The following is a 21,948-nucleotide window of genomic DNA, read 5'->3' on the forward strand; positions in this document are numbered from 1 at the left end:
CGAAGCTAGACGCCCGGAGGCTTCACCGGAAGATGCAACCCGACCGCCGCGGCTCACATGTCGAGCAGGAGCTGCGTCAGGATGTAGTTCGTGACGAGCACGGTGACGCAGCTCTCGACGACCGCGCGCGTGGTGGCGACGCCGACGCCGCGCGCGCCGCCCGAGGCGTAGAAGCCGTGGCGGCACGAGACCGACGAGACGATGAAGCCGAAGACGCACGCCTTGATGAGCCCCATGGAGATGTCCTTGGGGAGGGCGAAGTCGCGGATGCTCTGGAAGAACGCGCCCTCGTCGCCGCCGAGCCAGAGCACGGCGACGAGGTACGAGCCGCACATGCCGACGCTCGTGTACAGGATGCAGAGCAGCGGCAGCATCACCGTCGCGGCGAAGAGCCGGGGCGAGAGCAGGTACTGCACGGGGCTCACGCCCATCGTCGCGATCGCGTCGATCTGCTCGGTGACGCGCATGTTGCCGAGCTCCGCGGCCATCGCGCTGCCGGCGCGGGCGGTGACCATGATCGCGGAGAAGACCGGCGCGAGCTCGCGGGCCAGCGAGACCGCGACGAGGCCGCCGACGCGGCCCTCGGCGCTGAACGCGCGCAGCGCGTAGGACGTCTGCAGCGTGACGACCATGCCGCTGAAGACGCCGGTCAGGCCGACGATGAAGACCGACTGCGCGCCCATGAAGTCCATCGCCGCGAGGAACTGGGCGGGGCGGAACGGCGGGCGCACGAGCCAGACGATCGTCTGGAAGGTGAGCGTGACGATGTTGCCGATGTTGTCGAGGAACGCGAGGACCGGCTCCAGCGCCCTGTCGAGCAGCTGGCCGCGGCTGGTCTCAGCGCCTTCCTTCACCGTCACCGTGCACCGTGCGCTCTTGTACCACGCAACGCCGCCGCGCACGGGGCCGGGCTCGCGACGACCCCGCGCGCCCGCTCGCCCGCGCCGCGGCGCGCGCTTCGCGCCGGCGCGCGGCCGGGCAAGGCCGCCCGGCGGGCGGGCGCACGGCGTGAGGGGGGCCTTCGCGGCGCCGGATGGGGGCGGCGCCGGAGAGGTGCCCGCAGCGGCGACTCCGGGAGGCCGCACGGGGTAGGGTGGCGCCGCCGCGGTGGTGCGTTCGCACCTTGCGGTGATGCCCGCTGCATCGTGTGGAGGCGTGGCACGGCGGCGAGAGGCGAGGAGGATGCGGTCCTCTCGGTGATCAACCCGCCCGTGGCGGCGACCGGCGGACCCGGCGATCCTGATGAAAACCGCTAGCTCCCCAGGTTTTCAGCGCGTATCACCCGTCGAGCCTCGATGCGAATCGACGAGATCCGGCTGATCAACTTCCGCGCCTTCGAGCGGTTCGCGCTGCATCTGGAGCCGCGGCTCACGGTGCTCGTCGGCCGCAACGGGACGGGCAAGACGACCGTGCTCGAAGGGCTGGCAGCGGCGCTGGGCGCGTGGCTGAGCTTCTTCAAGGCGAGCCGCGACGATCGTGCGATCCCGAAGTCGGCGGCGCGCCTGGTGACGACGATGCACGGCGGCGTTCCGAGCATGGCGACGTGCTACCCGGTGCGCGTCGAAGCGAGCGGTGAAACCCCGCTGGGCCACGTGGCGTGGGCGCGGGAGCTTCGTGGCGCAGATAGCCGCACGACGACGAGCGTCACCACGCACGGTCGGACAGGCCCGCTGGAGGCGACCCGATTCCTGCCTCTCGGCGTCGCGGATGGAATGTCGGATGCCGGGCCCATCGCGCTCCCGGTGCTCGCCTACTACGGAACAGGTCGGCTGTGGCACCACAAACGGGACAGGAACCCCGAGAAGGCGGGCCTGAAGTCCAGGCTTCAAGGCTACCGGGCGGCCCTCGAGGCCGCGTCCGACCAGAAGGGGTTCGAGGCCTGGATGGCCTGGCGCGAGGAAGATCGCGTCCAGCGCCTCGCGCGCGCCGCGGAGGAAGGGCGCCCGCTCTCCGAGGTGCGGAGCCCCGAGCTGGAGGGGGTGAGCGCGGCGGCCTGCGCCTGCCTCGAGGGCGCTCGCCGGATCTATTACAGCGCCAACCACCAGGAGCTGCGCGTCGATTTCATGGATGGCTCCTCCCTCCCCTTCGGTGCCCTCTCTGATGGCCAGCGGAACCTCATCGCGGTGGCCGCAGACATCGCGTGGCGCGCGACGCAGCTCAACCCATCCCTCGGGGCCGAGGCTCCGGTACGGGCGACGGGCGTCGTGCTCATCGACGAGGTGGATCTCCACCTCCACCCCGCGTGGCAATGGCGCGTGCTCGACGATCTCCTTCATGCGTTCCCGGGCATCCAGTTCGTCGTGACGACGCACTCGCCTCAGGTGATGTCCGCGGCCCCGCGCGGCTCGGTGCGTCTCCTCGACCCGGATCACCAGGCGCACCGGGTCGAGAGGATAGCGGGAAAGGACACCAACACCATTCTGGAGGACATCCTCGGCGCTCCGTCACGCTTGAAGGAAACACGGGAGAAACTGGACGAGCTGGCGCGGCTGATCGACGACGGCCAGCTCGTGGAGGCGAAGGCGCTACTGGCGGAGCTGTCGGGCTTGCTCGGCGAGGACGACGCTCAGATCGTCGCCGCGAGATGGGAGCTCTCCATGGCGGAAACCGGCGATGCGTCGGATTGAGAAGGAGCGCGAGCCCGCTTGCCTGGCCGACCTCCGGGGCACGCCGGGCGCGGCCTGGAGCTCGGTGCATGGGACGCAGCGGCAGCAGATGCGGGAGCACGCGTTCAAGGAGCAGCACGGGCTTTGTGCGTACTGCATGTCCCGGCTACCAGGGCCGCCCAGCGCCGAAGGCATGAAGATCGAGCATTTCGAGACGCGCGCGCTGTCGCCTGAGCTGGTCTTTGACTGGGACAACCTCCTCGGGGTCTGCCTGGGCGACGTGGGCGTCCACGATGGCGGAGGACATCACCGCGATCGCTATCACTGCGACACCTACCGCGGGCATCTCCCGAGAGAGGAGCAGCGGCTTGAGCTGAACCCTGCGGCGTTCCCGCCCGACGTCAGCTCGATGTTCTCCTATACGAACCAGGGGGAGATGCGACCCGTCCACGGACTGGAGCCTGCGACGCGCGCAGGCGCAGAAGCGCAGATCGCGCGCCTGAACCTCAACATCGCTCGCCTCCAGCGGAACCGGAGGGCCGTGATCGATGCCCTCCGGTCCGAATTTCAGAAGAAAGCGCCGAGGTCCGCGCGCGTGAAGGCCCTGCTCGAGCTTTCGTCGACGCCGGATGGCACCGGGCGCTTGCCGCCCTACTGCCAGGCTGCAGCCTACTACCTGGAAAAAAAGCTTCGGCAGCTCGGCTGAAGCGGCGAACGCGGATCACCCTCGTCGAACGCGCGTCGCGCCTTCGACTCACGCAGCCGTCTCTTCCACCGAACCGTTCGCCTGCGGCACGTCGCCGCGGCGAGCCGAGCCTACACGGGCCGCTCCCCCTCGAGCGCGGCGAGCACCTCGCCGCTCCGCGCGCCGGTCGCCCTGATCTCGGCGGCGCGGCCGGGCGCGGCCGGGTCCTCGGGGGCGGCGAGGTGGATCAGGAGCGCGTCGCCCCCGAGCGCCTCCACGAACGGCTCGCCCCACTCCACAACGACGAGCGCGCCCTCCGCGCGGCGCTCGCGCAGCCCGAGCTGGGCGAGCTCCGCGGCCGCGTCGTCGCGCGCGCCCTCCGCGGAGGACGCGCCCCCGAGGCGGTAGGCGTCGGCGTGCGCGATGGGGATCCGGCCCTCATGCTCGTGGACCAGCGTGAACGTCGGGCTGGTGATCGGGAGCGCCGGCGGGACGCCGAGCGCCCGGCAGAGGGCGCGGGCGAAGAACGTCTTCCCGGCGCCGAGATCGCCGGCGAGGACGACCAGATCGCCGCCCGCGAGGCGCGCGGCGAGCGCCCGCGCCAGGCGGATGGTGCTGCGGCGGCTCGGCAGCTCGATGCGCATGCGTCAGAACCGGGCCCCGGCGCCGAGCGTCGCGCCGACGAGCAACAGGGAGCCGCCCCCGGTGGGAACCCACCGGAGGTTGCCGAGCTGGGCCTCGAGCTGCACCGAGGGGCTCAGCGCGAGCGCGACGTCGAGCGACGCCCCGAGCACGGGGTCGACGTCGAGATCGCCGCGGTACGTCGTGAGATCGGGGCCGACGACGTCGGCGCTGGACCTGAAGAACGCGCCCGCGCGGAGCGACGGGCCGAGGTGGAGCGGGAACGCGCGCCACGCCCCGTCGTGCGGCGTCAGGCTGGGCGTCAGCAGCAGGCGCGCGCCGCCCTCGATCCAGCCGGCGAAGGGGCCGGCCAGGTTGCCGCCGCCGCCGGCGAACAGCTCGAGCCCGCGGTCGCCGGGCGCATAGGCCACGCGCGCCTCCCCGACCAGCGAGGTCGCGCTGCCGCTCGCGCCCGGGAGGCGCGCCGCCGCGACGGCCAGCCCGAGCGACGCGGACACGGCGACCCGGCGCCCGCCCGAGTACGCGGGCCACACGCGCTCCGGCCCGAGGGGATACGCCATCAGCACCTCCTTCGCGGGCGGCGCGGGCGGCGGCGCCGGCACCGGGGGCAGCACGATCGCCCCTCCCGCGGACGGGGGCGCGCTCGCCGGAGCGGAGCGCGCGGCGCGCTCCCAGGGGAGCTCGCCGGCGCCGACGCCCTCCGGGCGGAGCAGGACCGCCAGCATCTCCTGCGTCTGCCGGGTCTCCTTACCCCGGTCGACCTCCCTGGCGACCGACTCGACCCGGCCCGTCGAGGCGAGGTACGCGGTGAGCTCGATCCGGGTGGTCGTCACCGCAGGATCGACGGTGCCGGTCAGGACCCAGTCCGCGCCCGTCCGCGCGCCCACCGCGCGGTACTCGTCCGCGCTGTCGGCGACGCCATCGGCGACGTCCTTGAGCGCGGCAGCGACCTCGCCGTCCGGCGCCGTTGTGTGGCCGAGGGCGGCGAGCCCGCGCGCGACCTCGGCCTGAGCGGCGCTCCGGGCGGCCTCGTCGGTGCCCCCGCGCGTGGGGAGCAACGCCACCCGATCGGCGAGCGCGGCAGGGGCGATCGCCAGGAGCGCGGCGGCGGCGGCACAGGAGAGGGCTCGGCGGATCATGCGGCGCCATGCTACGCCCGCCGGCAGGCCGGAGCAGCCCCGGGGCGACGCGCCGGCACGGTCTCCACGCGCGGCCTCGCGCGTCGTCCCCCGCGCCGGCCGGGCGCCGGCCGCGTTCGCCGCGTCATTCACCGCGTCGTTCACCGCGTCATTCACCGCGTCATTCACCGCGTCGTTCACCGCGTCGTTCACCGCGTCATTCACCGCGTCATTCACCGCGTCATTCACCGCGTCATTCACCGCGCGTTCGCCCCGCTCATCGCGCTTTCCCGCTCTCGCGGTAGCCGATCACCCGCGGCAGCACGCGCCGCCCGCCGAAGCCGCCCGCCGCCGTCGTCCAGAGCTCCGCCGTCGCGGTGCTCATGGCGCTCGCCGCGGCGAGGCGCCGCGCCTTCACCTCCGCCGGGTCCTCGGTGCCCGTCTTCGGCAGCCGCTGCACGCCGGCCCAGGCGAGCACGCCGGCGTCGCGCCCGAGCGCCGCCCAGAAGCTCGGCGGCGAAGGATGGGTGGCGAGCCACGCCGCGAGCGCGGCCGCCGCGCCCGAGGCAGGCGTCGCCCTGGGATCACCCGCGCCCGGCGGAGGCTGCGCGCCGGAGGGCGCCGCGAGGAGCGGGAAGAGCCCCGCCGTCGCGACGAGCGATCCCGGCGGCGGCGCGACGGCCGCCTCGAAGGCGAGCGCGATCGTCACCGAGCGTGGAGCCGCGCGGAGCGCCTGGTCCGCGCAGCGCGCGTCGCCGGCGAGGACCATCCCGCGGATGGCCGGGGGCCGGAGAGCGCGCGCGTCGAAGGTCCCATCGCAGGGCAGCGCCAGCGCGATGCCATGCTCGGCCAGCGGCGCGGCCACGGCGGCGCCCGCCGGCGCGGCCCCGGTGGCGCCCGCCGTCGCGGCCCCGGCAGCGCCCGCCGGCGCGGGAGCCGCGTCCTTCTGGACATCGGCGTCGCCGCCCACGAGCGCCACCGGCTTCGCGCCCCGCTCCGCGAGCGCGGCGGCGAGCACCTCGATGCTCCTCGCGGGCTCCTCGCCCACGACGAAGACGAACGCGCCGTCGAGCGCCGCCGGCTCCGGCGGGTGGACGAGCAGCACCGGGATCGCGTGCGTCCGCGCGAACTTCGCCGCCTCGGTCGCCTGCTCCCGATCGGAGCCGGCGATGAGCACCGCGGCGCCCTCGGCGGTGAGGCTGTTCAGCGCCTCGTCCACGCTGCCCTCGCCGCCGTCGTCGCGGCTCACGAGCCGCGCGTCCGCGCCCGGCCGGAGCAGCCCGAGCCCGTGCGCCACGCCGGCGGCGATCTCGACGCCCCGGCGGCGCGACGCGGCCGTGCGCGTCGACAGCAGCAGGCCGACCGTGGGCGGCTCGACGCGCGCGGCCCCCGCGCCGGCCGCGAGCTCGAAGATCGCGTCGCGCTGGGTGCCGAGCGCCGCGTCGGCCCGATCGAGCAGCTCCTTCGCGAGCGCCACGTCGCGGCGCTCGCGGGCGACGATCGCGAGGCGCTCGGCGACCAGCGAGCGCAGGTCGACCTCCGGGCTCACGACCTCGCCGGTCGCCCGCCCGGCGCGGAGCGCCCAGACGAGGTGATCGATCGGCACCTCGCGCAGCTGCGCCCCGATCTGCGCCCGGACGGCGGCGCGCCGGTCGTCGTCGGCCTCGCGCAGCCAGACGCTCATCAGCTCGATCGCCTGCGTCCACGCGCCCGCCTCCATCGCGGCGGCGGTGACCTCCTCGTTGAGGAGCGCGCGCACGTACGGGTCGATCATCTTGCTCACCAGCGGGCGCAGCACCCCGAAGGCGGGCCTCGGCTTGCCGGCTCGCCGGAGCGCCGCGCCGCGGATCACGCGCGCGAGGTCCCCGACCGCGCTCCGCCCCGCCGCCTCGACCCCGGCCGCGAGCGCCTCGGCGCGGCGGAGGTCCCCGCGCTCCAGGGCGATCCACGCGAGGTGGACGGTCGCGACGCGCGCGAGGTCGTCGGAGGCGTGGCGCCCCCGGAAGGCGAGGAGCTCCGGCTCGAGCGCGATGCGCTCGGCGTGCGCGCCGTTCGCGAAGCGCGAGAGGAGGGGGCGCAGCTCGGCCTGGGCCGCGGGCGACCCGGCCAGCGCCGGGCTCACCGGCGCTCCGCCGTCCTGCGCGCCGCAGCCGGCGGTCGCGGCGGCGAGCGCGAGCAGGGCCGCGGCCGCGATCGCGGCCACGCGGGCGTGACGTGGCCGACGTCGCCGGGCGGCGCGGCGGCGCGGGTTGGCCGCCCCGCCGCCGCTCGACGCGCCAAAGGCAGCGGAAAACCGGCCGGAACTGTTGACTGCGTTCACCTTGACGTCACCCGGGGCATCCCATACACCCGCCGCGCCCGCCTTCCATCGAGGTCAGCGTGTCCGAGGCAACCCCCGCGAGATCGCTCTTTCACGAGAGCCGCCGGTCCTTTCTCCTGCGCAAGCTGCATTCTCTCACCGGCGCCCTCCCCGTGGGCGGTTTCCTGCTCTTCCATTTCTGGACGAACGCGAAGGCGCTCCAGGGGCAGGAGCGGTTCGACGCGGCCGTCGCCGAGATCTCGCACATGCCGTACCTGCCCGTGCTCGAGATCGGGCTCGTCGTGCTGCCGCTCGCGTTCCACGCCCTCTACGGGGTCAAGCTGGTGCTCGAGGGCAAGCCGAACGTCGGCAGCTACACGTTCTCGCGCAACTGGATGTACACGCTGCAGCGGGTCACGGGGGTGCTCGCCTTCGCGTTCATCGGCTTCCACCTCTGGTCGTACTGGGCGCAGAAGTGGCTGGGCCGGATGGCGCCCGAGGAGTTCTACCCGCGGCTGTGCGCCGACATGGCGTCGACCGTCGGCGGCGTCCCGGTGATCGCGCTCGTCTACCTCTTCGGCATCGCGGCGAGCGTGTTCCACTTCGCCAACGGCCTCTGGGGCTTCTGCTTCTCGTGGGGGATCACCGTGTCGCGCCGGGCGCAGCGGATGGCCGCGGTGGTCTTCGGCGCGGTGGGCCTCGTGGTCTTCCTGTTCGGCGCCAACACGGTGATCTATTTCGCCACCGGCGCGCCGTTCCCCGGGACGCCGGGCCCGTCGGCGGAGGGGGGCCGCACCTGCGCGGACATCGCGTCGACCTCGACCGGCTCCACCGGCTCCCCCGCGCGCGCGTCTGTCGGCGCCGGCGTCGGCGTCGGCGCCGGCGTGGGCGCGCCGGCCTCGCACTGACCATCGTATCGGCCGCGCCCTTCCGGGGAGCGGCGCGGGAGCATCGGGATCGAACATGGCCGCGAAGAGCACGACGAGGAGCGAGGGGGGGAAGGTTCGGCGCGTGATCGTCGTCGGGGGCGGGCTCGCCGGCCTGATGACGGTGATCAAGCTGTGCGAGGCGAAGGTCCCTGTCGACCTGATCTCCCTCGTGCCGGTGAAGCGCTCGCACTCGGTGTGCGCGCAGGGCGGCATCAACGCCTCGGTGAACACGAAGGGCGAGGGCGACAGCCCCCAGGTGCACCTCGAGGAGACGGCGTACGGCGGCGATTTCCTCGCGAACCAGCCGCCCGTCAAGGGCATGGCCGAAGCGGCGCCGGGCATCGTCAACATGCTCGATCGCATGGGCGTGCCCTTCAACCGGACGCCCGAGGGCCTGCTCGACTTCCGCCGCTTCGGCGGCACGCTCTACCACCGCACGGCGTTCGCCGGCGCGACGACGGGGCAGCAGCTGCTCTACGCGCTCGACGAGCAGGTGCGGCGGTACGAGCTCGCCGGCGTGACCGACGAGCACGGCGTGGCGATCCCGGGCGAGAAGATGGTCCGGAAGTTCGAGTTCTGGGACTTCCTCGAGGCGATCCTCGACGACTCCGGCACGTGCGTGGGCTGCGTCGCGCAGGACCTGAAATCGATGCAGATCCGCGCCTTCACGGGCGACGCGGTCGTGCTCGCGACGGGCGGCTGCGGCATCGTCTTCGGCCGCTCCACGCTGAGCGTCATCTGCACGGGGACGGCGGCGTCGGCGGTCTACCAGCAGGGCGCGGTGTACGCGAACGGCGAGTTCATCCAGGTGCACCCGACGGCGATCCCGGGCGCCGACAAGCTGCGGCTCATCTCGGAGAGCGCGCGCGGCGAGGGCGGCCGCGTCTGGGTGCCGAAGGACAAGACCGACGCGCGGAACCCGCGGGACATCCCCGAGAAGGAGCGCGACTACCTCCTCGAGCGGATGTACCCCGGCTACGGCAACCTCGTCCCCCGCGACATCGCCGCGCGCGCGATCTTCAAGACGTGCTTCCACGAAGGGCGCGGCATCTGGAACGCCGCGACGGGCCGGAACGAGAACGAGGTCTACCTCGACCTGACCCACAAGGACGAGAAGTTCCTCCGGTCGAAGCTCGCGGGCATCCTCGAGATCTACGAGAAGTTCGCGGGCACCGACCCGTACAAGAACCCGATGAAGGTCTTCCCGGCGGTCCATTACTCGATGGGCGGCCTGTGGGTCGACTACGAGGCGGACGCGCGGGGCTCGCTCAAGGCCGGGTCGCCGCGCAACCACGCGACGAGCATCCCGGGCCTCTACGCGGTGGGCGAGGTGGACTACCAGTACCACGGGGCCAACCGGCTCGGCGCCAACTCGCTGCTCTCGTGCATCTACGCCGGCATGGTGTGCGGGCCGGCGGTGGCGACCTATCAGCGGAGCATCAAGCGGAGCGCGCTCGACCTGCCGCGCTCGATCTTCGACAAGGCCGAGAAGCGCGCGGAGTCGAGCTACCAGCGCATCCTGACGCAGAACCAGGACGCGAAGCAGCCGGAGAACGCGTACCGGCTGCACCAGGAGCTCGGCGAGACGATGCTGCGCGACTGCACGATCGAGCGCGACAACGCCACGCTCGACCGGGTGCTCGAGAAGCTCGGCGAGCTCGAGGAGCGGGCGGGGCGGATCAAGTGCACGGACACGGCCCCGCGGGTGAACCAGGGGGCGCAGTTCGTGCGCCACCTCGAGAACATGCTGGTGCTCGCGCGGGTCATCGCGCAGGGCGCGAGGAACCGCGACGAGTCGCGCGGGGCGCACTACAAGCCGGAGTTCCCGGCGCGGAACGACGCCGCGTGGATGCGCACGACGCTGGCGCGCCACGAGGAGAAGGGCGCGGTGAGGTTCGTCCGCGAGTTCGACTACGCGTGCGCCGGCCAGTCGATCCACGTGACGGACGCGGTGGACACGTCGCTCGTGACGCCGCGGGAGCGCAAGTACGAGCAGGCGGGCGCGGCGAGCGCACAAGCGACAGGGAAGCTGTCGCAGAAGAGCGTGTAGGATGGCCAAGGCGAGCGGAGACGAGGCGAACGGGGCGGCGGCGCCGGCGCAGCCGAAGGGCGAGGGCCGGCTTGTGCACCTGCGCGTGCGGCGGCAGGACACCGCGGATCGGACGGAGTCGCGGCGCTGGGAGGAGTTCAAGGTCCCCTACCTGCCGCAGATGAACGTGATCAGCGCGCTGCAGCAGATCCAGAAGGATCCGCGGACCGTGGACGGCAAGGAGGTGGCTCCTGTCGTCTGGGAGGCGGTGTGTCTGGAGGAGGTGTGCGGCTCGTGCACGATGGTGATCAACGGTCGGGTCCGACAGGCCTGCTCGGCGCTCATCGACCAGCTCGCGCCGAAGGGCGAGGTGATCACGCTGGAGCCGATGTCCAAGTTCCCGCTCGTGCGCGACCTGCTCGTCGACCGGAGCCGGATGTTCGAGGACATGAAGCGCGTGCGGGCGTGGATTGACATCGACGGCACGCACGAGCTCGGCCCGGGCCCGCGCGAGTCGCCGGAGCGGCAGCAGGAGCGGTATCCGCTCTCCCGCTGCATGACGTGCGGCTGCTGCGTCGAGGCGTGCCCGCAGTACAGCGACGGGACGAAGTTCGTCGGCGCCTTCGCCATCAACCTGGTGCGGCTCTACAACATGCACCCTTCGGGGGCGATGCACGAGGGCGAGCGCCTCGAGTCGGTGATGAGCGAGGGTGGGATCACCGATTGCGGCAAGTCGCAGAACTGCGTCGAGGTGTGCCCGAAGGAGATCCCGCTCGTCGACTCGCTCGCGGCCGTCTCCCGCGACACGACGAAGCGGATGCTGTTCGGCTGGCTGCTGAAGTAGGCGCGCCCCCTCTAAGGAAACAGCGACCCCGTCCCGAGCCCGAGCCCGTTCCCGAGCCCCATCTGCAGCGCGTCCGGCGCGCGCGGCCGCGCCAGCTTGTCCAGGCGCATCCCGAGCAGGTGCGTGACGAGCGTGCAGGCCTGGTGCGCCCGCGCCGTCGCCTCGCACCCCATCCAGGCGCCGAGCGGCTCCCGCTCGCCGTCCTCGGCGTAGCGGATCACCGCGCCGCCCTCGGCGACCGTGATCCAGGCGTTCGCCTGGCGCGGCAGCGAGGCGTGCAGCACGCCGACCTGGCCCAGCGGATCGTCGTTCGGGCCCGTGACCCGGCCGTCCGGCTCGAGCAGCGCCACCGGCTCGGCCTCCAGGCCGAACACGCGCCCGCCGCGATCGACGCTGAGCTGGTGCTCGCCGTTCACGAGGATCTTGCCGTCCGGCATGACGTCGACCGTGAGGTCGGCGAGCGCCCAGCGCGCGCGGGGGATGTCGAGCAGCGCGCCGCCGCGCACCCAGTTGGCGGGGGGCGTCGCGGCGCACGCCGCGAGCAGCGAGAGCGGTACGACGAGAGCGAGGCGTCGCATGCGCCGAGCATACCCCAAGGACGCGCGGCGCGTGGGCCGGCGGGCCAGGGCGGCCTGCTTGTTGTGGAGGATGGATGGAAGCGCGGCGCGTGGGCCGGCAGGCCAGGGCGGCCTTACACCTTCTCGGTCCCGGTCGTGCCGAGCAGCCCCGTCGGCTTCACGAGGAGCACCCCGATCAGCACCGCGAACACAAGGACGTCCTGCAAGCCGGAGTAGGGCGTGAGCTTCGTCATCTCTCCGATGATCCCGATCAACATGCCCCCGAGCATGGCGCCCGTGATGTTGCCGATGCCGCCGATGACCGCCGCCACGAACGCGCGGTTGCCGATGACGACGCCCATGGTGGGGTACACCTGCGACTGATCGAGGCAGTACAGCACCGCGCCCACCGCCGCGAGCATCGAGCCCGTGAGGAAGGTGAGCGCGATGATGCGGCTCGTGCGGACGCCCATCAGCCGGGCGGCCTCGACGTTCACGCTGAGCGCGCGCATCGCCTTGCCCGTCCAGGTGCGCCGCACGAGCAGCTCCAGGCCGATCATCACGAGGATCGAGGTGACGAAGATCACCTGCCGCGTGTGCTCGATCGGCAGGAGCTGCGGATAGCCGCGGTAACGGGCCGTGAAGAGGAGCTGCGCCAGGTTCTGGAGGAGCACGCTCATCCCGAGCGCCGTGACCAGCGGCGTGATCCGGGTGTTCGCGAGGCCCCGCCCCCGTGAGCGGAGCGGCGCGTAAGCCACCTTCTCGACGACGACCCCGAGGACGCCCGCGAAGGCCATGGCGCAGAGGGTGCCGGCCACGCCCGCGAACAGCGGCGAGCTGTCGGCGCCGAACGCCGCGATCCCGAAGAGCCCGGCGAAGGCGCCCATCATGAAGATCTCGCTATGAGCGAAGTTGATGAGCTTGAGGATGCCGTAAACCATCGTGTAGCCGAGGGCGACCAGCGCGATCATCGACCCCTGGGCGAGCCCCGTGATCAGGGCATTCACGATCTTCTCCATGGAGACCTCTTTACTGCACGTTCCGCGCGCTCCTCACGTCCGAGCCGGCGCGCGGGAATGAACGCTACTGCTTTGCAGCCTTCTCGTTGACCGTCGCGTAGTAAGTAAACTGCTTGTCCTTGATCCGGACGATCACGACCGGCTTGTCCGCGTTGCGCTCGGCATCGATGGTGATGACGCCCGTCGCGCCCTGGAACCCCTTGGTGTCCTGGATGGCCGCCCGGATGTCGTCCGGCGTCATCGCCTTCGCGCGGCCCATCGCGTCGGCCAGCAGCCTGGCCGCGTCATAGCCCTGCGCCGCGATGCTCGACGGCGTGCGCTTGTACCGGTCCTTGTACTTCTGCACGAAGGCCTGCGAGTTGGGCCAGGGGACGTCCGGCGCGTAGTGGTTCGTGAAGTACGCGCCGTCGAGCTCCTCGGCGGCGTCGCGCAGGAGCTCGTTCGCGTCCCACCCGTCGCTGCCGACGAACATGCTCCCTGGTACGCCCGCGGCCTTGGCCTGCCGCGCGACCGGGGCCATGCTCGTGTAATAGATCGGCGCGTAGATCATCTCGGGGTTCGCCGATTTGAGCTCGTTGATGTACGTCGTGAAGTTGGTCTCCTTCTTGAGGAAGCTCTTCTCCATGACGATCTCGCCGCCTAGGCGCTTCACCTCGTCGCGGAACTCCTTGGCGAGGCCCGATGAGTAGAGGTCGTCGGAGGCGAAGAAGAGCCCCACCTTCTTCTTGCCGAGCGTGTTCACGATGAACTGCGCGCCCATCTGGCCCTGCACGTCGTCGGTGAAGCAGGCGCGGAACACGAACGGACCGACCTTCGTCACGTCCGGGTTCGTGGACGACGGCGAGATCATCGGCACCTTCTTCTTGTTGGCGACGATGCCGCCGGCGCGCGACCGCGACGAGGCGACCTCGCCGAGCAGGGCCAGCACGTGATCCCGATCGATGAGCTGCAGGACCTTGTTGGTCGCCTCCTCGGGCTTCGATTTGTTGTCCTCGTAAAGGACGTGGATCGGCTTGCCCTTGACCCCACCGGCCTTGTTGATCTCGTCGATCGCGAGATCGATACCCTCCTTCGAGTCGACGCCGAACGCCGTCTCCTCGCCCGAGAGGCTGAAGTAAGCGCCGACCTTCCACTCGGCGTCGTCCTTGGCGTGCTCGGCCGCGTTGCCGGCCGAACCCTCGCTCTTCTTGTCGCAACCGAGCGTCATCGCGCTGAGCGCGAGCGCCCCGGCGATCATCTTCACCAAACCCCGTCGTCCGAGCATGTCGTCGTCCTCCCTGTCGCCGGGCTGCCTCGCGTGGGGTCGCCCGCGGTGGCCATGGCCGCCCACGGAGCGGCTCAGAGCGCGTGTACTCACCGCGTCTACCATTGTCTACGCGGCACGTCAGCATCGTCGGGCCGCGACGCGGTCGGCGCGGAGCATCTTAAGTGTTCGACTTTCCACGGATTCCGGCGACCGAGCCCGGCGTCGTGGCGCGCGGCGTCGCGCGCCGCGGCCAGCCAACGCGGCGCGCATGGCGGCTAGCCGGTGCGGCGCGCGTGGACGAAGTGCTCGACGTTCCCCTTCGGCCCGCGCACCGCGCTGTCGACCTGGCCGACGACCGAGAAGCCCGCGGCCTCGATGGCGTGGCGCCCGTCGGCGATCGCCGCGAGGCGCGTCGCCTCGTCGCGGATGACGCCGCGGCCGCGGGCGGCGGCCTCGCGGCCCGCCTCGAACTGCGGCTTGATCAGCGCCACGAGATCCCCCGAGGGGCGGAGCAGGCGGGCGATCGCGTCGATGAGGCGGGAGATGCTGATGAACGACGCGTCGACGACGACGAGATCGATGGGGACGTCGAAGTCCTCTCGCTGGAGCTCGCGGGCGTTGACCCGATCGCGCACCTCGACGCGCGCGTCGGCGCGGAGCTTGGCGGCGAGCTGGCCGTAGCCGACGTCGACGGCGAAGACCCGCGCCGCGCCGCGCTGGAGCAGGCAGTCGGTGAAGCCGCCGGTCGAGGCGCCCACGTCGACGCACGTCTTCCCGGCGACGTCGAGGCCGTGCGCGGCGAAGGCCGCGAGCGCGTGCTCGAGCTTCTCGCCGCCGCGCGAGACGAACCGGGGGCCGGAGGCGACGTGGACCTCGGCGTCCTCCGGGAGCAGCGTGCCCGGCTTGTCGATGCGGCGCGGCCCCGAGGTGACCTTGCCGGCCATGATCAGCGCCTGCGCCTCGGTCCGCGAGCCGGCGAGCTTCCGGGCGACGAGCAGGGCGTCGGCGCGCACGCGGGTCATGGCGCCCCCGTCCCGGGCAGGGGCGCGGCGAGGCCTGCGCCGCCGGGGGAGGGAGGGACGGCCGCGTCGCCGGAGAGCGCCAGCGCCTCGCCGTGGAGCGCCCGCGCGACGGCGGCGAGGCCGTCGCCGATGCGGGGGCCCGGGCGCAGCACGACCTCGGTGTTCAGCGGGCGCAGGCGCCCCTCGCGCACGGCGCGCAGGGATCGCCAGCCGGGCGCGTCCCTGAGCCCCGCCAGCCTGGAGGCGCCCCGCATGTCGCCGTCGCTGGACGTGCCGTCGAGCAGGACATCGGGATCCAGCACGAGCAGCTGCTCGACGCTGATCGACGGGTAGGGGCCGCCGCGGGTGATCACGTTCTCGCCGCCGGCCAGACGGATGAGCTCATCGGGGAAGCTGCCGGGGCCCGCGACGAAGAGGGGCGAGGTATCGTAAAGCAGGGCAGCCCGGACGCGCGGGGCGCCTCTCGCGGCGACGGCCTGCTCGACCGCGCGGCGCCGGGCGCGGATCCGGCCGATCGCCTGCTCCGCGCCGGGCGCCGCGTCGAGCCGCCGCCCGAGCTCCGCGAGCATGTCCTCGATCTGCGCGAGCGACTCGGTGTCGGGGAAGCAGGTCACGATCCCGTGCGCGCGCAGCGACTCGTCGAGCGCGGGCCCCGCGGGGCCGCGGGCGCCGACGACGAGGGTCGGCGAGAGCGCGATGATCGCCTCGATGCTCGGGTCGGCGTAGCCGCCGACGCTCGGCAGGCCGAGCACCTCGGGCGGGTGGTCGCAGTAGCGGGACCGGCCGACGAGCGCCGCGCCGGCGCCGATCGCGCAGACCGCCTCGGTGGTGCTTGGCGACAGGGAGACGACGCGCGCACCCGCCGCGCGCGCCGGGGCGGTGCGCCCGCACGCCGCGAGCCCGAGCGCCGCGAGCCCGGCGAGCGCGGCCCGCCGCGAGAGCGCGCGGCCCGGCGCGCCCGGCAGGAGCGAGGCGCGCGCGGCGCCCGGCAGGAGCGAGGCGCGCGCGGCGCCCGGCAGGAGCGCCGCGCCGGCGGCGCTCCGCGTGGAGGAGCGCCGCTCGTCAGCCAAGCCGCTCCCGGCTGCGCCGCCGCCGCAGGCTCGCGAGAGCGCCCAGGCTCGCCGCCCCGAGCACCCAGGGGACCGGCTGCGTCGGATCAGGCCGCGGGCTCACGCTGCAGGACCCGCTCGGCTCGTCGTCCGCGGGCGGCTCGGGGACCTTCGCGCAGAAGCCGGGCTCGCCGTTGCAGCTGTAGCCGTCAGGGCACGCCGCGGCCTCGTTGCAGGGCCGCGTGCAGGTGCCGTCGAGGCACGCGTTCGCGGGGCACTGCTCCGGCTGTTCGCACGTCGCGCCTACCTCCGCCGAATACGCGGGATCGGTGGGGTAGCCGGTCGCCCAGGGGGGCTCCTTGTATCCTCCGGCACGGGCGGCGCGCACGGTCGTCTCTTTAATCCATTCCGCCCAGCGGTACACATAGCCGTAGATCGGATACTCGCAGCCCTCGGCGCCGCGCGAGGTCACGCCGATCACGCGGTGCATCAGATCGAGGCTGGGTCCGCCCGAGTCTCCCTCGCAGATGCCGGTGTCCCCGACCCACTCCGTCGCCTTCACCAGGGACGACGGGCAGCCGTCGGCCACGCAGTCGATGAACAGCCTGTCGCGGCGCCGCCGCAGGCCCGCGCCCGCGCTCTCGTCGTTCGTCGCCCCGAAGCCGACCGCGTAGTACTCCTCGCCCTCCACGAGGGGCACGTCGACGCGCGGCACGAGCGGCACCGCCTCGCTCTCCGGGATCGGCTCGTCCAGGATCAGGATCGCCTGATCGTTGCCGCAGAACGCGTCCGTCCCCTCGCCGGGGAGCAACACGACCTCGCTGCCGCCGTAATAACGCGCGTACCTGCCGATCTCCGCGTCGGTCGTCACGAAGATCCGGCGCGCGAGGTGCGTGTCCGTGAACTTCGTGGATCGACAGGTGATCTGGCCGTCGAGCTCATTGGCCATGTCCGACACGCAATGACGGGCCGTCAGCACCACGTTCGGGGCGATCAAGCTGCCGGTGCAGATCGCGCCGATCTCGTCGTTGTAGATGCCCACGACAGCCCTGTCGCCGTCGTCGAGATATCCGTCCTGAATGGCGTCCCGCGCCTCACCGATCTCGTCAGGAGGCGCCTCCAGGGCCGAGCTGCACGCCGTCGCAGCGAGTCCCAGGGCGAGAATCCAGGTGACTCTGGGCAAGCAAAACGACATCGAAAGCCTCCAGATACTGCAATGTCTGCGCGCCGCGGGGTGCCGCAAGGAGCAAAAGATTCTAGAGGCGAAGCCGCTGACGTGCACGCGCGGCGGGTGCGATGACCGTGCGATGACCGACTCGGCGCGTTGCTCCCCCCACATAACAGAGAGCTCTTGCAGGATCGGCCGGCGCGCCGACGCGTTCGACGCCGCGCGCCGCCATGGCGGCGCCAGGGGCGCGGCGGCCGCTCCCCCCTGAAATTCCGCGGGAACGCGCGCGGCCCAGGTGTTGCGGGGCGGTGGGGCCGTGATCGATCCCGTCCTGCTCTTCGGCCTGGCGCTCGCCGCGGGCGCGCCGCTCGCCCTCTCTCCGCTGGCCACGGCGCTCGGCGCCGCGCTCGCCGCGGCGGCGCTCCGCCGCCGGGCCGGCCGCGCCGCGCTCGCCGCCGCCGGGGTGGCGCTCGTCGTGAGCGGCCTCCGCGCCCGCGCGCTGCTCGACGGCGCGGGCGCCGCCTACGATGGCGCCCTCGCGCAGCTGCAGCCGCCGGCGCGCTGCGAGGTGGCGTGCGCCGTCGTCGGCTCGCCGGTCGTCGTCGGGGCGGCGCAGCGGCGCTCCGCCGGGGCGCGCGGCGCGGACGACGAGCCGCCGGCCTCGCGCATCGACGTGGAGCTCTCCGGCGGGACGTGCGGCGGGCGAGCGCTGCAGGGGCCGCTCCGGGCGCGCCTCTACGGCGCGCCGATGGACCTCGCCCGGGGCGACCGCCTCGAGGTCACCGTGGACCTCGCGCCGATCCACCTGTTCCGGAACGAGGGGCTCCGGAACGCGACCGCCGCGATCGCGCGGAGCGGGATCGTCGCGAGCGGGACGATCGTCGAGGCGCGGCGGATGTCGGAGGGCCGCGCGATCGACGTGCGCGCGGCCGTCGATCGCGCGCGGGCCTTCGTGCGCGGGCGCATCGAGGCGACGTTCCACCCCGACGCGGTGGCGCTCGGGCGCGCGCTCGTGCTCGGCGAGACCGACCTCGCGCCCGAGGACCAGGAGGCGTTCCGCGAGAGCGGCCTCGCGCACCTGCTCGCGGTCTCGGGGACGCACCTCGTGCTCGCGGTGGCGGGCTTCGCGGCGGCGCTCCGCGCGATCCTCGTCCGCGTCGGGCCGATCGCCGCCCGGTGGGACGCGGGCCGGATCACCGCGGCGCTGTGCGTGCCGGCCGCGTGGCTGTACGCCGACTTCGCCGGCGGCGGCGGCTCGGCGATGCGCGCCGCGGCGATGCTCAGCTGCGCGATGGGCGCCCGCCTCTTCGGCCTCCGTCCGGTGGGCGTCCGCTGCTTCGCCCTGTCGCTCGCGGGCGCCGCCGCCGTGGATCCGCTCGTCGCGTGGGATCTCTCGTTCGGCCTGTCCGCGGCCGCCACCGCCGGGCTGCTCTGGCTGCAGCGTCCGCTCGCCGCGCTGCTCGTGCCCGGGGAGGGGAAGCGCGGCGTCGAGCAGGGGCGCGGCGCCGAGGGCGGGCCGGGCGGGTCGTCGGCGCGGGAGCTCGCGCGCAAGGTCCTCGCGCCGCTCGCGACGACGCTCGCGGCCATGTTCGGGTGCGCGCCGCTGCTGCTCATGAACGGCGAGACGTTCCCCCTGCTCGGCGTGGCCGCGAACGTTGTCGCCGCGCCGATCGGCGAGCTGGCGGCGCTCCCGTTCTGCCTCGCGCACGCCGTGCTCTCGTGGGCGCCGCCGGTCGAGCGCGGGTGCGCGCTCGTCGGGTCGGGCGCGCTGCTCGCGGTCCGCGCCGTGGCCCGCGCCTCGGCGGAGACCGGCGTGGTGCTGCGCCTGCCCGAGCCGTCGCCCGCCCAGCTGGCCGCGCTCGCCGCCGCGATCGCGCTCGCGTGGGCCGCGGAGCGCCGCGGCCGCCGGCTCGCCGCGCTCGCCGCCGGCGCCGCCGCGTGGCTGCTGCTCGAGGGCGTCGCCACGCGCGCGGGCGCGCCCCGCGGCGTGCTGCGCGTCAACGTCCTCGACGTGGGGCAGGGCGACGCCATCCTGATCGACCTGCCCGAGGGCGGCGCGATGCTCGTCGACGCGGGCGGCTTCGTGGGCAGCCCCGTCGACACGGGCGCGCGCGTGCTCCGGCCGCTCCTGCGGTCGCGCCGCCGCGCGCGCCTCGACGCGGTCGTCCTCTCGCACCCGCACCCCGATCATTTCGGCGGCCTGCCGGCCACGGTGGAGGGCGTCGAGGTCGGCGAGCTCTGGGACACCGGCCAGGGCGAGGCCGAGGGCGCGGGCCCGGTCTACCGGAAGCTCCTGTCGGACCTGCGCCGGCGCGGCGTGCCCATCGTGCGGCCCGACGCGCTCTGCGGCAGGCCGCGGATCCTCTCGGGGGCGACGATCGAGGTGCTCGCGCCGTGCCCGGAGCTCCACCCCGACCGGGGCGCCAACGACAACTCGTTCGTCGTGCGCATCACCTACGGGGCTCGATCCGCGCTGCTCGTGGGCGACGCGGAGCACGAGGCCGAGGACGCGCTCGTGGCGCGCTACGGCGCCGCGCTCCGCGCCGATCTGCTCAAGGTGGGGCACCACGGCAGCCGGACGTCGACCGGCGCGGCGCTCCTCGCGGCCGTCGACCCCTCGATCGCCGCCGTCTCCTGCGGCGTCCGCAATCGCTTCGGGCACCCGAGCCCGGAGGTGCTCTCCCGCCTCTCGGCGCGCGGCGTCGCGATCGCGCGCACGGACCGCGGTGGCGCCCTGACCTGGGAGACCGACGGCGAGCGCGTCCTCTGGTCCCGCCCGGGCGAGCCGCCGCGCCCGGCCCCTGCTCCCCGCGACGGGAGGACCGCCCCCGGACACGTCCCGGAGAACGGTGGGCCGTGAGCTGGAAAAAATCGCCGCTCCGGGCGGCTGTCAGCTGGCCTCCCCATCCTTGCGCCTGGACGTCCCCTGAGGGACGCTGGGTCGATGTCTCGAAGCGCGATGACGACCACGATCCGCCGCCGCCTGGCGGGCGAGATCGGTCGTATCGACAAGCAGGCGCCCTTCCGCGTCGCGCTGTCTTACCCCTCGCCGTACCGGGCCGGAATGAGCTCGCTCGGCTTCCTCCAGATCTACAAGACCATCCAGGCCGAGCCCGGGATGGCGTGCGAGCGGGCCTTCCTGCCGGACGACGAGGGCCAGGGCGCGGGCGGCCCCCCGATCACGTACGAGGGGCTCCGCCCCATCTCCGATTTCCCTGTCATCGCGCTCTCGGTGGCCTACGAGCTCGAGCTCGCCGGGGTCGTCCGCCTGCTCGAGCTGGCGGGGATACCGGCGCTCCGGGAGGAGCGCTCCTTTCGCGATCCGTTCGTCCTCGCGGGCGGTCCGCTCACGTTCTCGAACCCGCTGCCGCTCGCGGTGTTCGCCGACGCGATCATCATGGGCGAGGCCGACACCCTGGCCGTGGAGGCGCTCCGCGTGCTGCGGGACGCCCCGTCGCGGGAGGCGGCGCTCGACGCGCTGGCGGCCCTCCCCCACGTCTTCGTCCCCGCGCGCCACGGCGCGGAGATGCCCCCGGTCGCGCAGTGCGACAACGCGCTCCTCCCCGCCTGGTCGCCGATCCGCGCCGAGGAGACCGAGCTCTCGAACATGTTCCTCATCGAGGCGGAGCGGGGCTGCTCGCGCGGGTGCACCTACTGCGTGATGCGCCGCTCGACCAACGGCGGCATGCGCATCGTCCCGAAGGAGCGCCTCCTCGAGCTCATCCCCGAGGACGCGAGGCGCGTCGGCCTCGTCGGCGCCGCGGTCAGCGATCATCCGAAGATCGTCGAGGTCGTCCGGACGCTCGCCGAGCGGGGCTGCGAGGTCGGGCTGAGCAGCCTCCGGCCGGACCGGCTGACCGACGAGTTCGTCGGCGCGCTGCGGCTCGCGGGCTACAAGACGCTCACGACGGCGATGGACGGCACGAGCGAGCGGGTCCGCGAGACGCTCGAGCGGCGCGCCCGGCCCAGGCACCTCCAGCGGGCCGCGGAGCTCGCGCGGCAGCACGGGATGAATCGGCTCAAGCTGTACCTGATGGTCGGCGTCCCCGGCGAGACCGACGCCGACGTCGACGAGTGCGTCGCCTTCGTCGCGGAGCTGTCGCGGATCGTGCCCGTCGCGCTCGGGATCGCGCCGTTCTGCCCGAAGCGCAACACGCCGCTCCACGGCGCGCGCTTCGCCGGGATCGACGTCGTGAACAAGCGGCTCGACCGGCTCCGCCGCGGGCTGCGGGGCCGCGCGGACGTGCGGGCCACGAGCGCGCGCTGGGCGTGGGTCGAGGCGGTGCTCGCCGCGGGCGGCGAGGCCGAGGGGCACGCCGTGCTGCAGGCCGTGCACGCGGGCGGCTCGTTCCGGGACTACGAGCGCGCGTTCGAGAAGATCAAGCGGCCGGAGCCGCCGCGCCGCCAGAGCCTGCCGCTGCTCGCGGCGGGGTGAGCGGGGCGGCAGCCCGGCCCGGAGGGTGCCACGTGACGATGAAGACGCTGACCCTCTTCACGCGCGAGCGCTGCCACCTCTGCGAGGTGGCTCACGCCGCGCTCGAGCGTGTGCGCGCCCGGCTGCCGTTCGAGCTCGCCGTCGTCGACCTCGATCGGGAGGCCGGCCCGGAGAAGCGAGCGCTGTACGACTGGGAGGTCCCCGTGGTCGAGCTCGATGGGCGGAAGATCATGAAGTACCGCGTCGACGAGCGGCGGCTCGAGCGGCTGCTCTCCGGCCCGGAGTGAAGCACCGCGTCGA

The 21,948-nt window shown here is 73.4% G+C and carries 18 protein-coding genes; 8 read left to right on the forward strand and 10 right to left on the reverse strand.

Annotated features, from left to right (window positions below):
- Nucleotides 1–53: 53 nt before the first annotated feature.
- Nucleotides 54–854, reverse strand: a complete 801-nt coding sequence (locus WMF22_RS45620; protein ID WP_437296096.1) for an MlaE family ABC transporter permease — start codon at nucleotides 852–854, stop codon at nucleotides 54–56.
- 441 nt (nucleotides 855–1,295) lie between these two features.
- On the opposite strand from WMF22_RS45620, the gene WMF22_RS45625 reads away from it, so the two are divergent.
- Both WMF22_RS45625 and WMF22_RS45630 read left to right on the forward strand, forming a co-directional pair.
- Entirely contained in the window at nucleotides 1,296–2,627 is a 1,332-nt protein-coding gene (locus tag WMF22_RS45625) for an AAA family ATPase (protein WP_438033812.1), read from the forward strand.
- Nucleotides 2,614–3,312 carry a retron system putative HNH endonuclease gene (locus tag WMF22_RS45630; RefSeq protein ID WP_438033813.1) on the forward strand — a complete coding sequence of 233 codons (699 nt, stop codon included), beginning with the start codon at nucleotides 2,614–2,616 and terminating at the stop codon, nucleotides 3,310–3,312. The genes WMF22_RS45625 and WMF22_RS45630 overlap by 14 nt, the downstream gene beginning before the upstream one ends.
- A gap of 110 nt (nucleotides 3,313–3,422) precedes the next feature.
- Here the strand turns inward: WMF22_RS45630 and tsaE are convergent, their stop codons facing one another.
- From tsaE to WMF22_RS45645, 3 genes are read right to left on the reverse strand one after another with little or no spacing between them, the layout of a single operon-like run.
- Entirely contained in the window at nucleotides 3,423–3,935 is a 513-nt protein-coding gene (tsaE, locus tag WMF22_RS45635; protein WP_438033814.1) for a tRNA (adenosine(37)-N6)-threonylcarbamoyltransferase complex ATPase subunit type 1 TsaE, read from the reverse strand.
- Between the two features lie 3 nt (nucleotides 3,936–3,938).
- Nucleotides 3,939–5,300 (reverse strand): hypothetical protein, encoded by a 1,362-nt coding sequence (locus WMF22_RS45640; protein ID WP_438033815.1) that lies wholly within the window; start codon nucleotides 5,298–5,300, stop codon nucleotides 3,939–3,941.
- 28 nt (nucleotides 5,301–5,328) lie between these two features.
- Nucleotides 5,329–7,254, reverse strand: a complete 1,926-nt coding sequence (locus WMF22_RS45645; protein ID WP_437296099.1) for a hypothetical protein — start codon at nucleotides 7,252–7,254, stop codon at nucleotides 5,329–5,331.
- 176 nt (nucleotides 7,255–7,430) lie between these two features.
- Between WMF22_RS45645 and WMF22_RS45650 the strand changes: the two genes are divergently transcribed.
- From WMF22_RS45650 to sdhB, 3 genes are read left to right on the forward strand one after another with little or no spacing between them, the layout of a single operon-like run.
- Complete coding sequence (locus WMF22_RS45650; RefSeq protein ID WP_438033816.1) at nucleotides 7,431–8,258, forward strand: succinate dehydrogenase; 828 nt, start codon at nucleotides 7,431–7,433, stop codon at nucleotides 8,256–8,258.
- A gap of 55 nt (nucleotides 8,259–8,313) precedes the next feature.
- The gene (gene sdhA / locus WMF22_RS45655) at nucleotides 8,314–10,329 is read left to right on the forward strand and encodes a succinate dehydrogenase flavoprotein subunit (protein ID WP_438033817.1); all 2,016 of its coding nucleotides are present in this window, start codon (nucleotides 8,314–8,316) and stop codon (nucleotides 10,327–10,329) included.
- 1 nt (nucleotide 10,330) lies between these two features.
- Nucleotides 10,331–11,152 carry a succinate dehydrogenase iron-sulfur subunit gene (gene sdhB, locus WMF22_RS45660; protein WP_437296102.1) on the forward strand — a complete coding sequence of 274 codons (822 nt, stop codon included), beginning with the start codon at nucleotides 10,331–10,333 and terminating at the stop codon, nucleotides 11,150–11,152.
- Between the two features lie 11 nt (nucleotides 11,153–11,163).
- Here the strand turns inward: sdhB and WMF22_RS45665 are convergent, their stop codons facing one another.
- From WMF22_RS45665 to WMF22_RS45690, 6 genes are all read right to left on the reverse strand, one after another.
- On the reverse strand, nucleotides 11,164–11,730 hold the full coding sequence (locus tag WMF22_RS45665) for a hypothetical protein (RefSeq protein ID WP_438033818.1): 567 nt from the start codon (nucleotides 11,728–11,730) through the stop codon (nucleotides 11,164–11,166).
- A gap of 113 nt (nucleotides 11,731–11,843) precedes the next feature.
- The gene (locus WMF22_RS45670) at nucleotides 11,844–12,728 is read right to left on the reverse strand and encodes a branched-chain amino acid ABC transporter permease (protein WP_437296105.1); all 885 of its coding nucleotides are present in this window, start codon (nucleotides 12,726–12,728) and stop codon (nucleotides 11,844–11,846) included.
- Between the two features lie 64 nt (nucleotides 12,729–12,792).
- Nucleotides 12,793–13,992 carry an ABC transporter substrate-binding protein gene (locus WMF22_RS45675; protein WP_438033819.1) on the reverse strand — a complete coding sequence of 400 codons (1,200 nt, stop codon included), beginning with the start codon at nucleotides 13,990–13,992 and terminating at the stop codon, nucleotides 12,793–12,795.
- A gap of 257 nt (nucleotides 13,993–14,249) precedes the next feature.
- A complete protein-coding gene (locus WMF22_RS45680; RefSeq protein ID WP_437296107.1) occupies nucleotides 14,250–14,996 on the reverse strand; it encodes a TlyA family RNA methyltransferase in 747 nt (248 codons plus the stop codon).
- Nucleotides 14,993–16,066 carry an ABC transporter substrate-binding protein gene (locus WMF22_RS45685; protein WP_438033820.1) on the reverse strand — a complete coding sequence of 358 codons (1,074 nt, stop codon included), beginning with the start codon at nucleotides 16,064–16,066 and terminating at the stop codon, nucleotides 14,993–14,995. The genes WMF22_RS45680 and WMF22_RS45685 overlap by 4 nt, the downstream gene beginning before the upstream one ends.
- The gene (locus WMF22_RS45690; RefSeq protein WP_437296109.1) at nucleotides 16,059–17,240 is read right to left on the reverse strand and encodes a trypsin-like serine peptidase; all 1,182 of its coding nucleotides are present in this window, start codon (nucleotides 17,238–17,240) and stop codon (nucleotides 16,059–16,061) included. Before WMF22_RS45690 ends, WMF22_RS45685 begins: the two co-directional genes overlap by 8 nt.
- A 289-nt stretch (nucleotides 17,241–17,529) precedes the next feature.
- Here WMF22_RS45690 and WMF22_RS45695 point away from each other — a divergent pair, with 289 nt between their 5' ends.
- The 3 genes from WMF22_RS45695 (at nucleotide 17,530) to WMF22_RS45705 (ending at nucleotide 21,935) form a co-directional block, all read left to right on the forward strand.
- A complete protein-coding gene (locus tag WMF22_RS45695) occupies nucleotides 17,530–20,073 on the forward strand; it encodes a DNA internalization-related competence protein ComEC/Rec2 (protein WP_438033821.1) in 2,544 nt (847 codons plus the stop codon).
- Between the two features lie 84 nt (nucleotides 20,074–20,157).
- A complete protein-coding gene (locus WMF22_RS45700) occupies nucleotides 20,158–21,648 on the forward strand; it encodes a B12-binding domain-containing radical SAM protein (protein WP_438033822.1) in 1,491 nt (496 codons plus the stop codon).
- 38 nt (nucleotides 21,649–21,686) lie between these two features.
- Entirely contained in the window at nucleotides 21,687–21,935 is a 249-nt protein-coding gene (locus WMF22_RS45705) for a glutaredoxin family protein (RefSeq protein WP_437301678.1), read from the forward strand.
- Nucleotides 21,936–21,948: the final 13 nt, after the last annotated feature.

The organism is Sorangium sp. So ce204 (assembly GCF_051526795.1).
Classification (GTDB): domain Bacteria; phylum Myxococcota_A; class Polyangia; order Polyangiales; family Polyangiaceae; genus Sorangium; species Sorangium cellulosum_B.

Bases quoted from the DNA above. Each gene is read 5' to 3' on its own strand.
- WMF22_RS45625 (WP_438033812.1), top strand. From the start codon at position 1,296: ATGCGAATCGACGAGATCCGGCTGATCAACTTCCGCGCCTTCGAGCGG.
- WMF22_RS45630 (WP_438033813.1), top strand. From the start codon at position 2,614: ATGCGTCGGATTGAGAAGGAGCGCGAGCCCGCTTGCCTGGCCGACCTC.
- tsaE (WP_438033814.1), bottom strand. From the start codon at position 3,935: ATGCGCATCGAGCTGCCGAGCCGCCGCAGCACCATCCGCCTGGCGCGG.
- sdhA (WP_438033817.1), top strand. From the start codon at position 8,314: ATGGCCGCGAAGAGCACGACGAGGAGCGAGGGGGGGAAGGTTCGGCGC.
- sdhB (WP_437296102.1), top strand. From the start codon at position 10,331: ATGGCCAAGGCGAGCGGAGACGAGGCGAACGGGGCGGCGGCGCCGGCG.
- WMF22_RS45665 (WP_438033818.1), bottom strand. From the start codon at position 11,730: ATGCGACGCCTCGCTCTCGTCGTACCGCTCTCGCTGCTCGCGGCGTGC.
- WMF22_RS45670 (WP_437296105.1), bottom strand. From the start codon at position 12,728: ATGGAGAAGATCGTGAATGCCCTGATCACGGGGCTCGCCCAGGGGTCG.
- WMF22_RS45675 (WP_438033819.1), bottom strand. From the start codon at position 13,992: ATGCTCGGACGACGGGGTTTGGTGAAGATGATCGCCGGGGCGCTCGCG.
- WMF22_RS45680 (WP_437296107.1), bottom strand. From the start codon at position 14,996: ATGACCCGCGTGCGCGCCGACGCCCTGCTCGTCGCCCGGAAGCTCGCC.
- WMF22_RS45690 (WP_437296109.1), bottom strand. From the start codon at position 17,240: ATGTCGTTTTGCTTGCCCAGAGTCACCTGGATTCTCGCCCTGGGACTC.
- WMF22_RS45700 (WP_438033822.1), top strand. From the start codon at position 20,158: ATGTCTCGAAGCGCGATGACGACCACGATCCGCCGCCGCCTGGCGGGC.
- WMF22_RS45705 (WP_437301678.1), top strand. From the start codon at position 21,687: ATGAAGACGCTGACCCTCTTCACGCGCGAGCGCTGCCACCTCTGCGAG.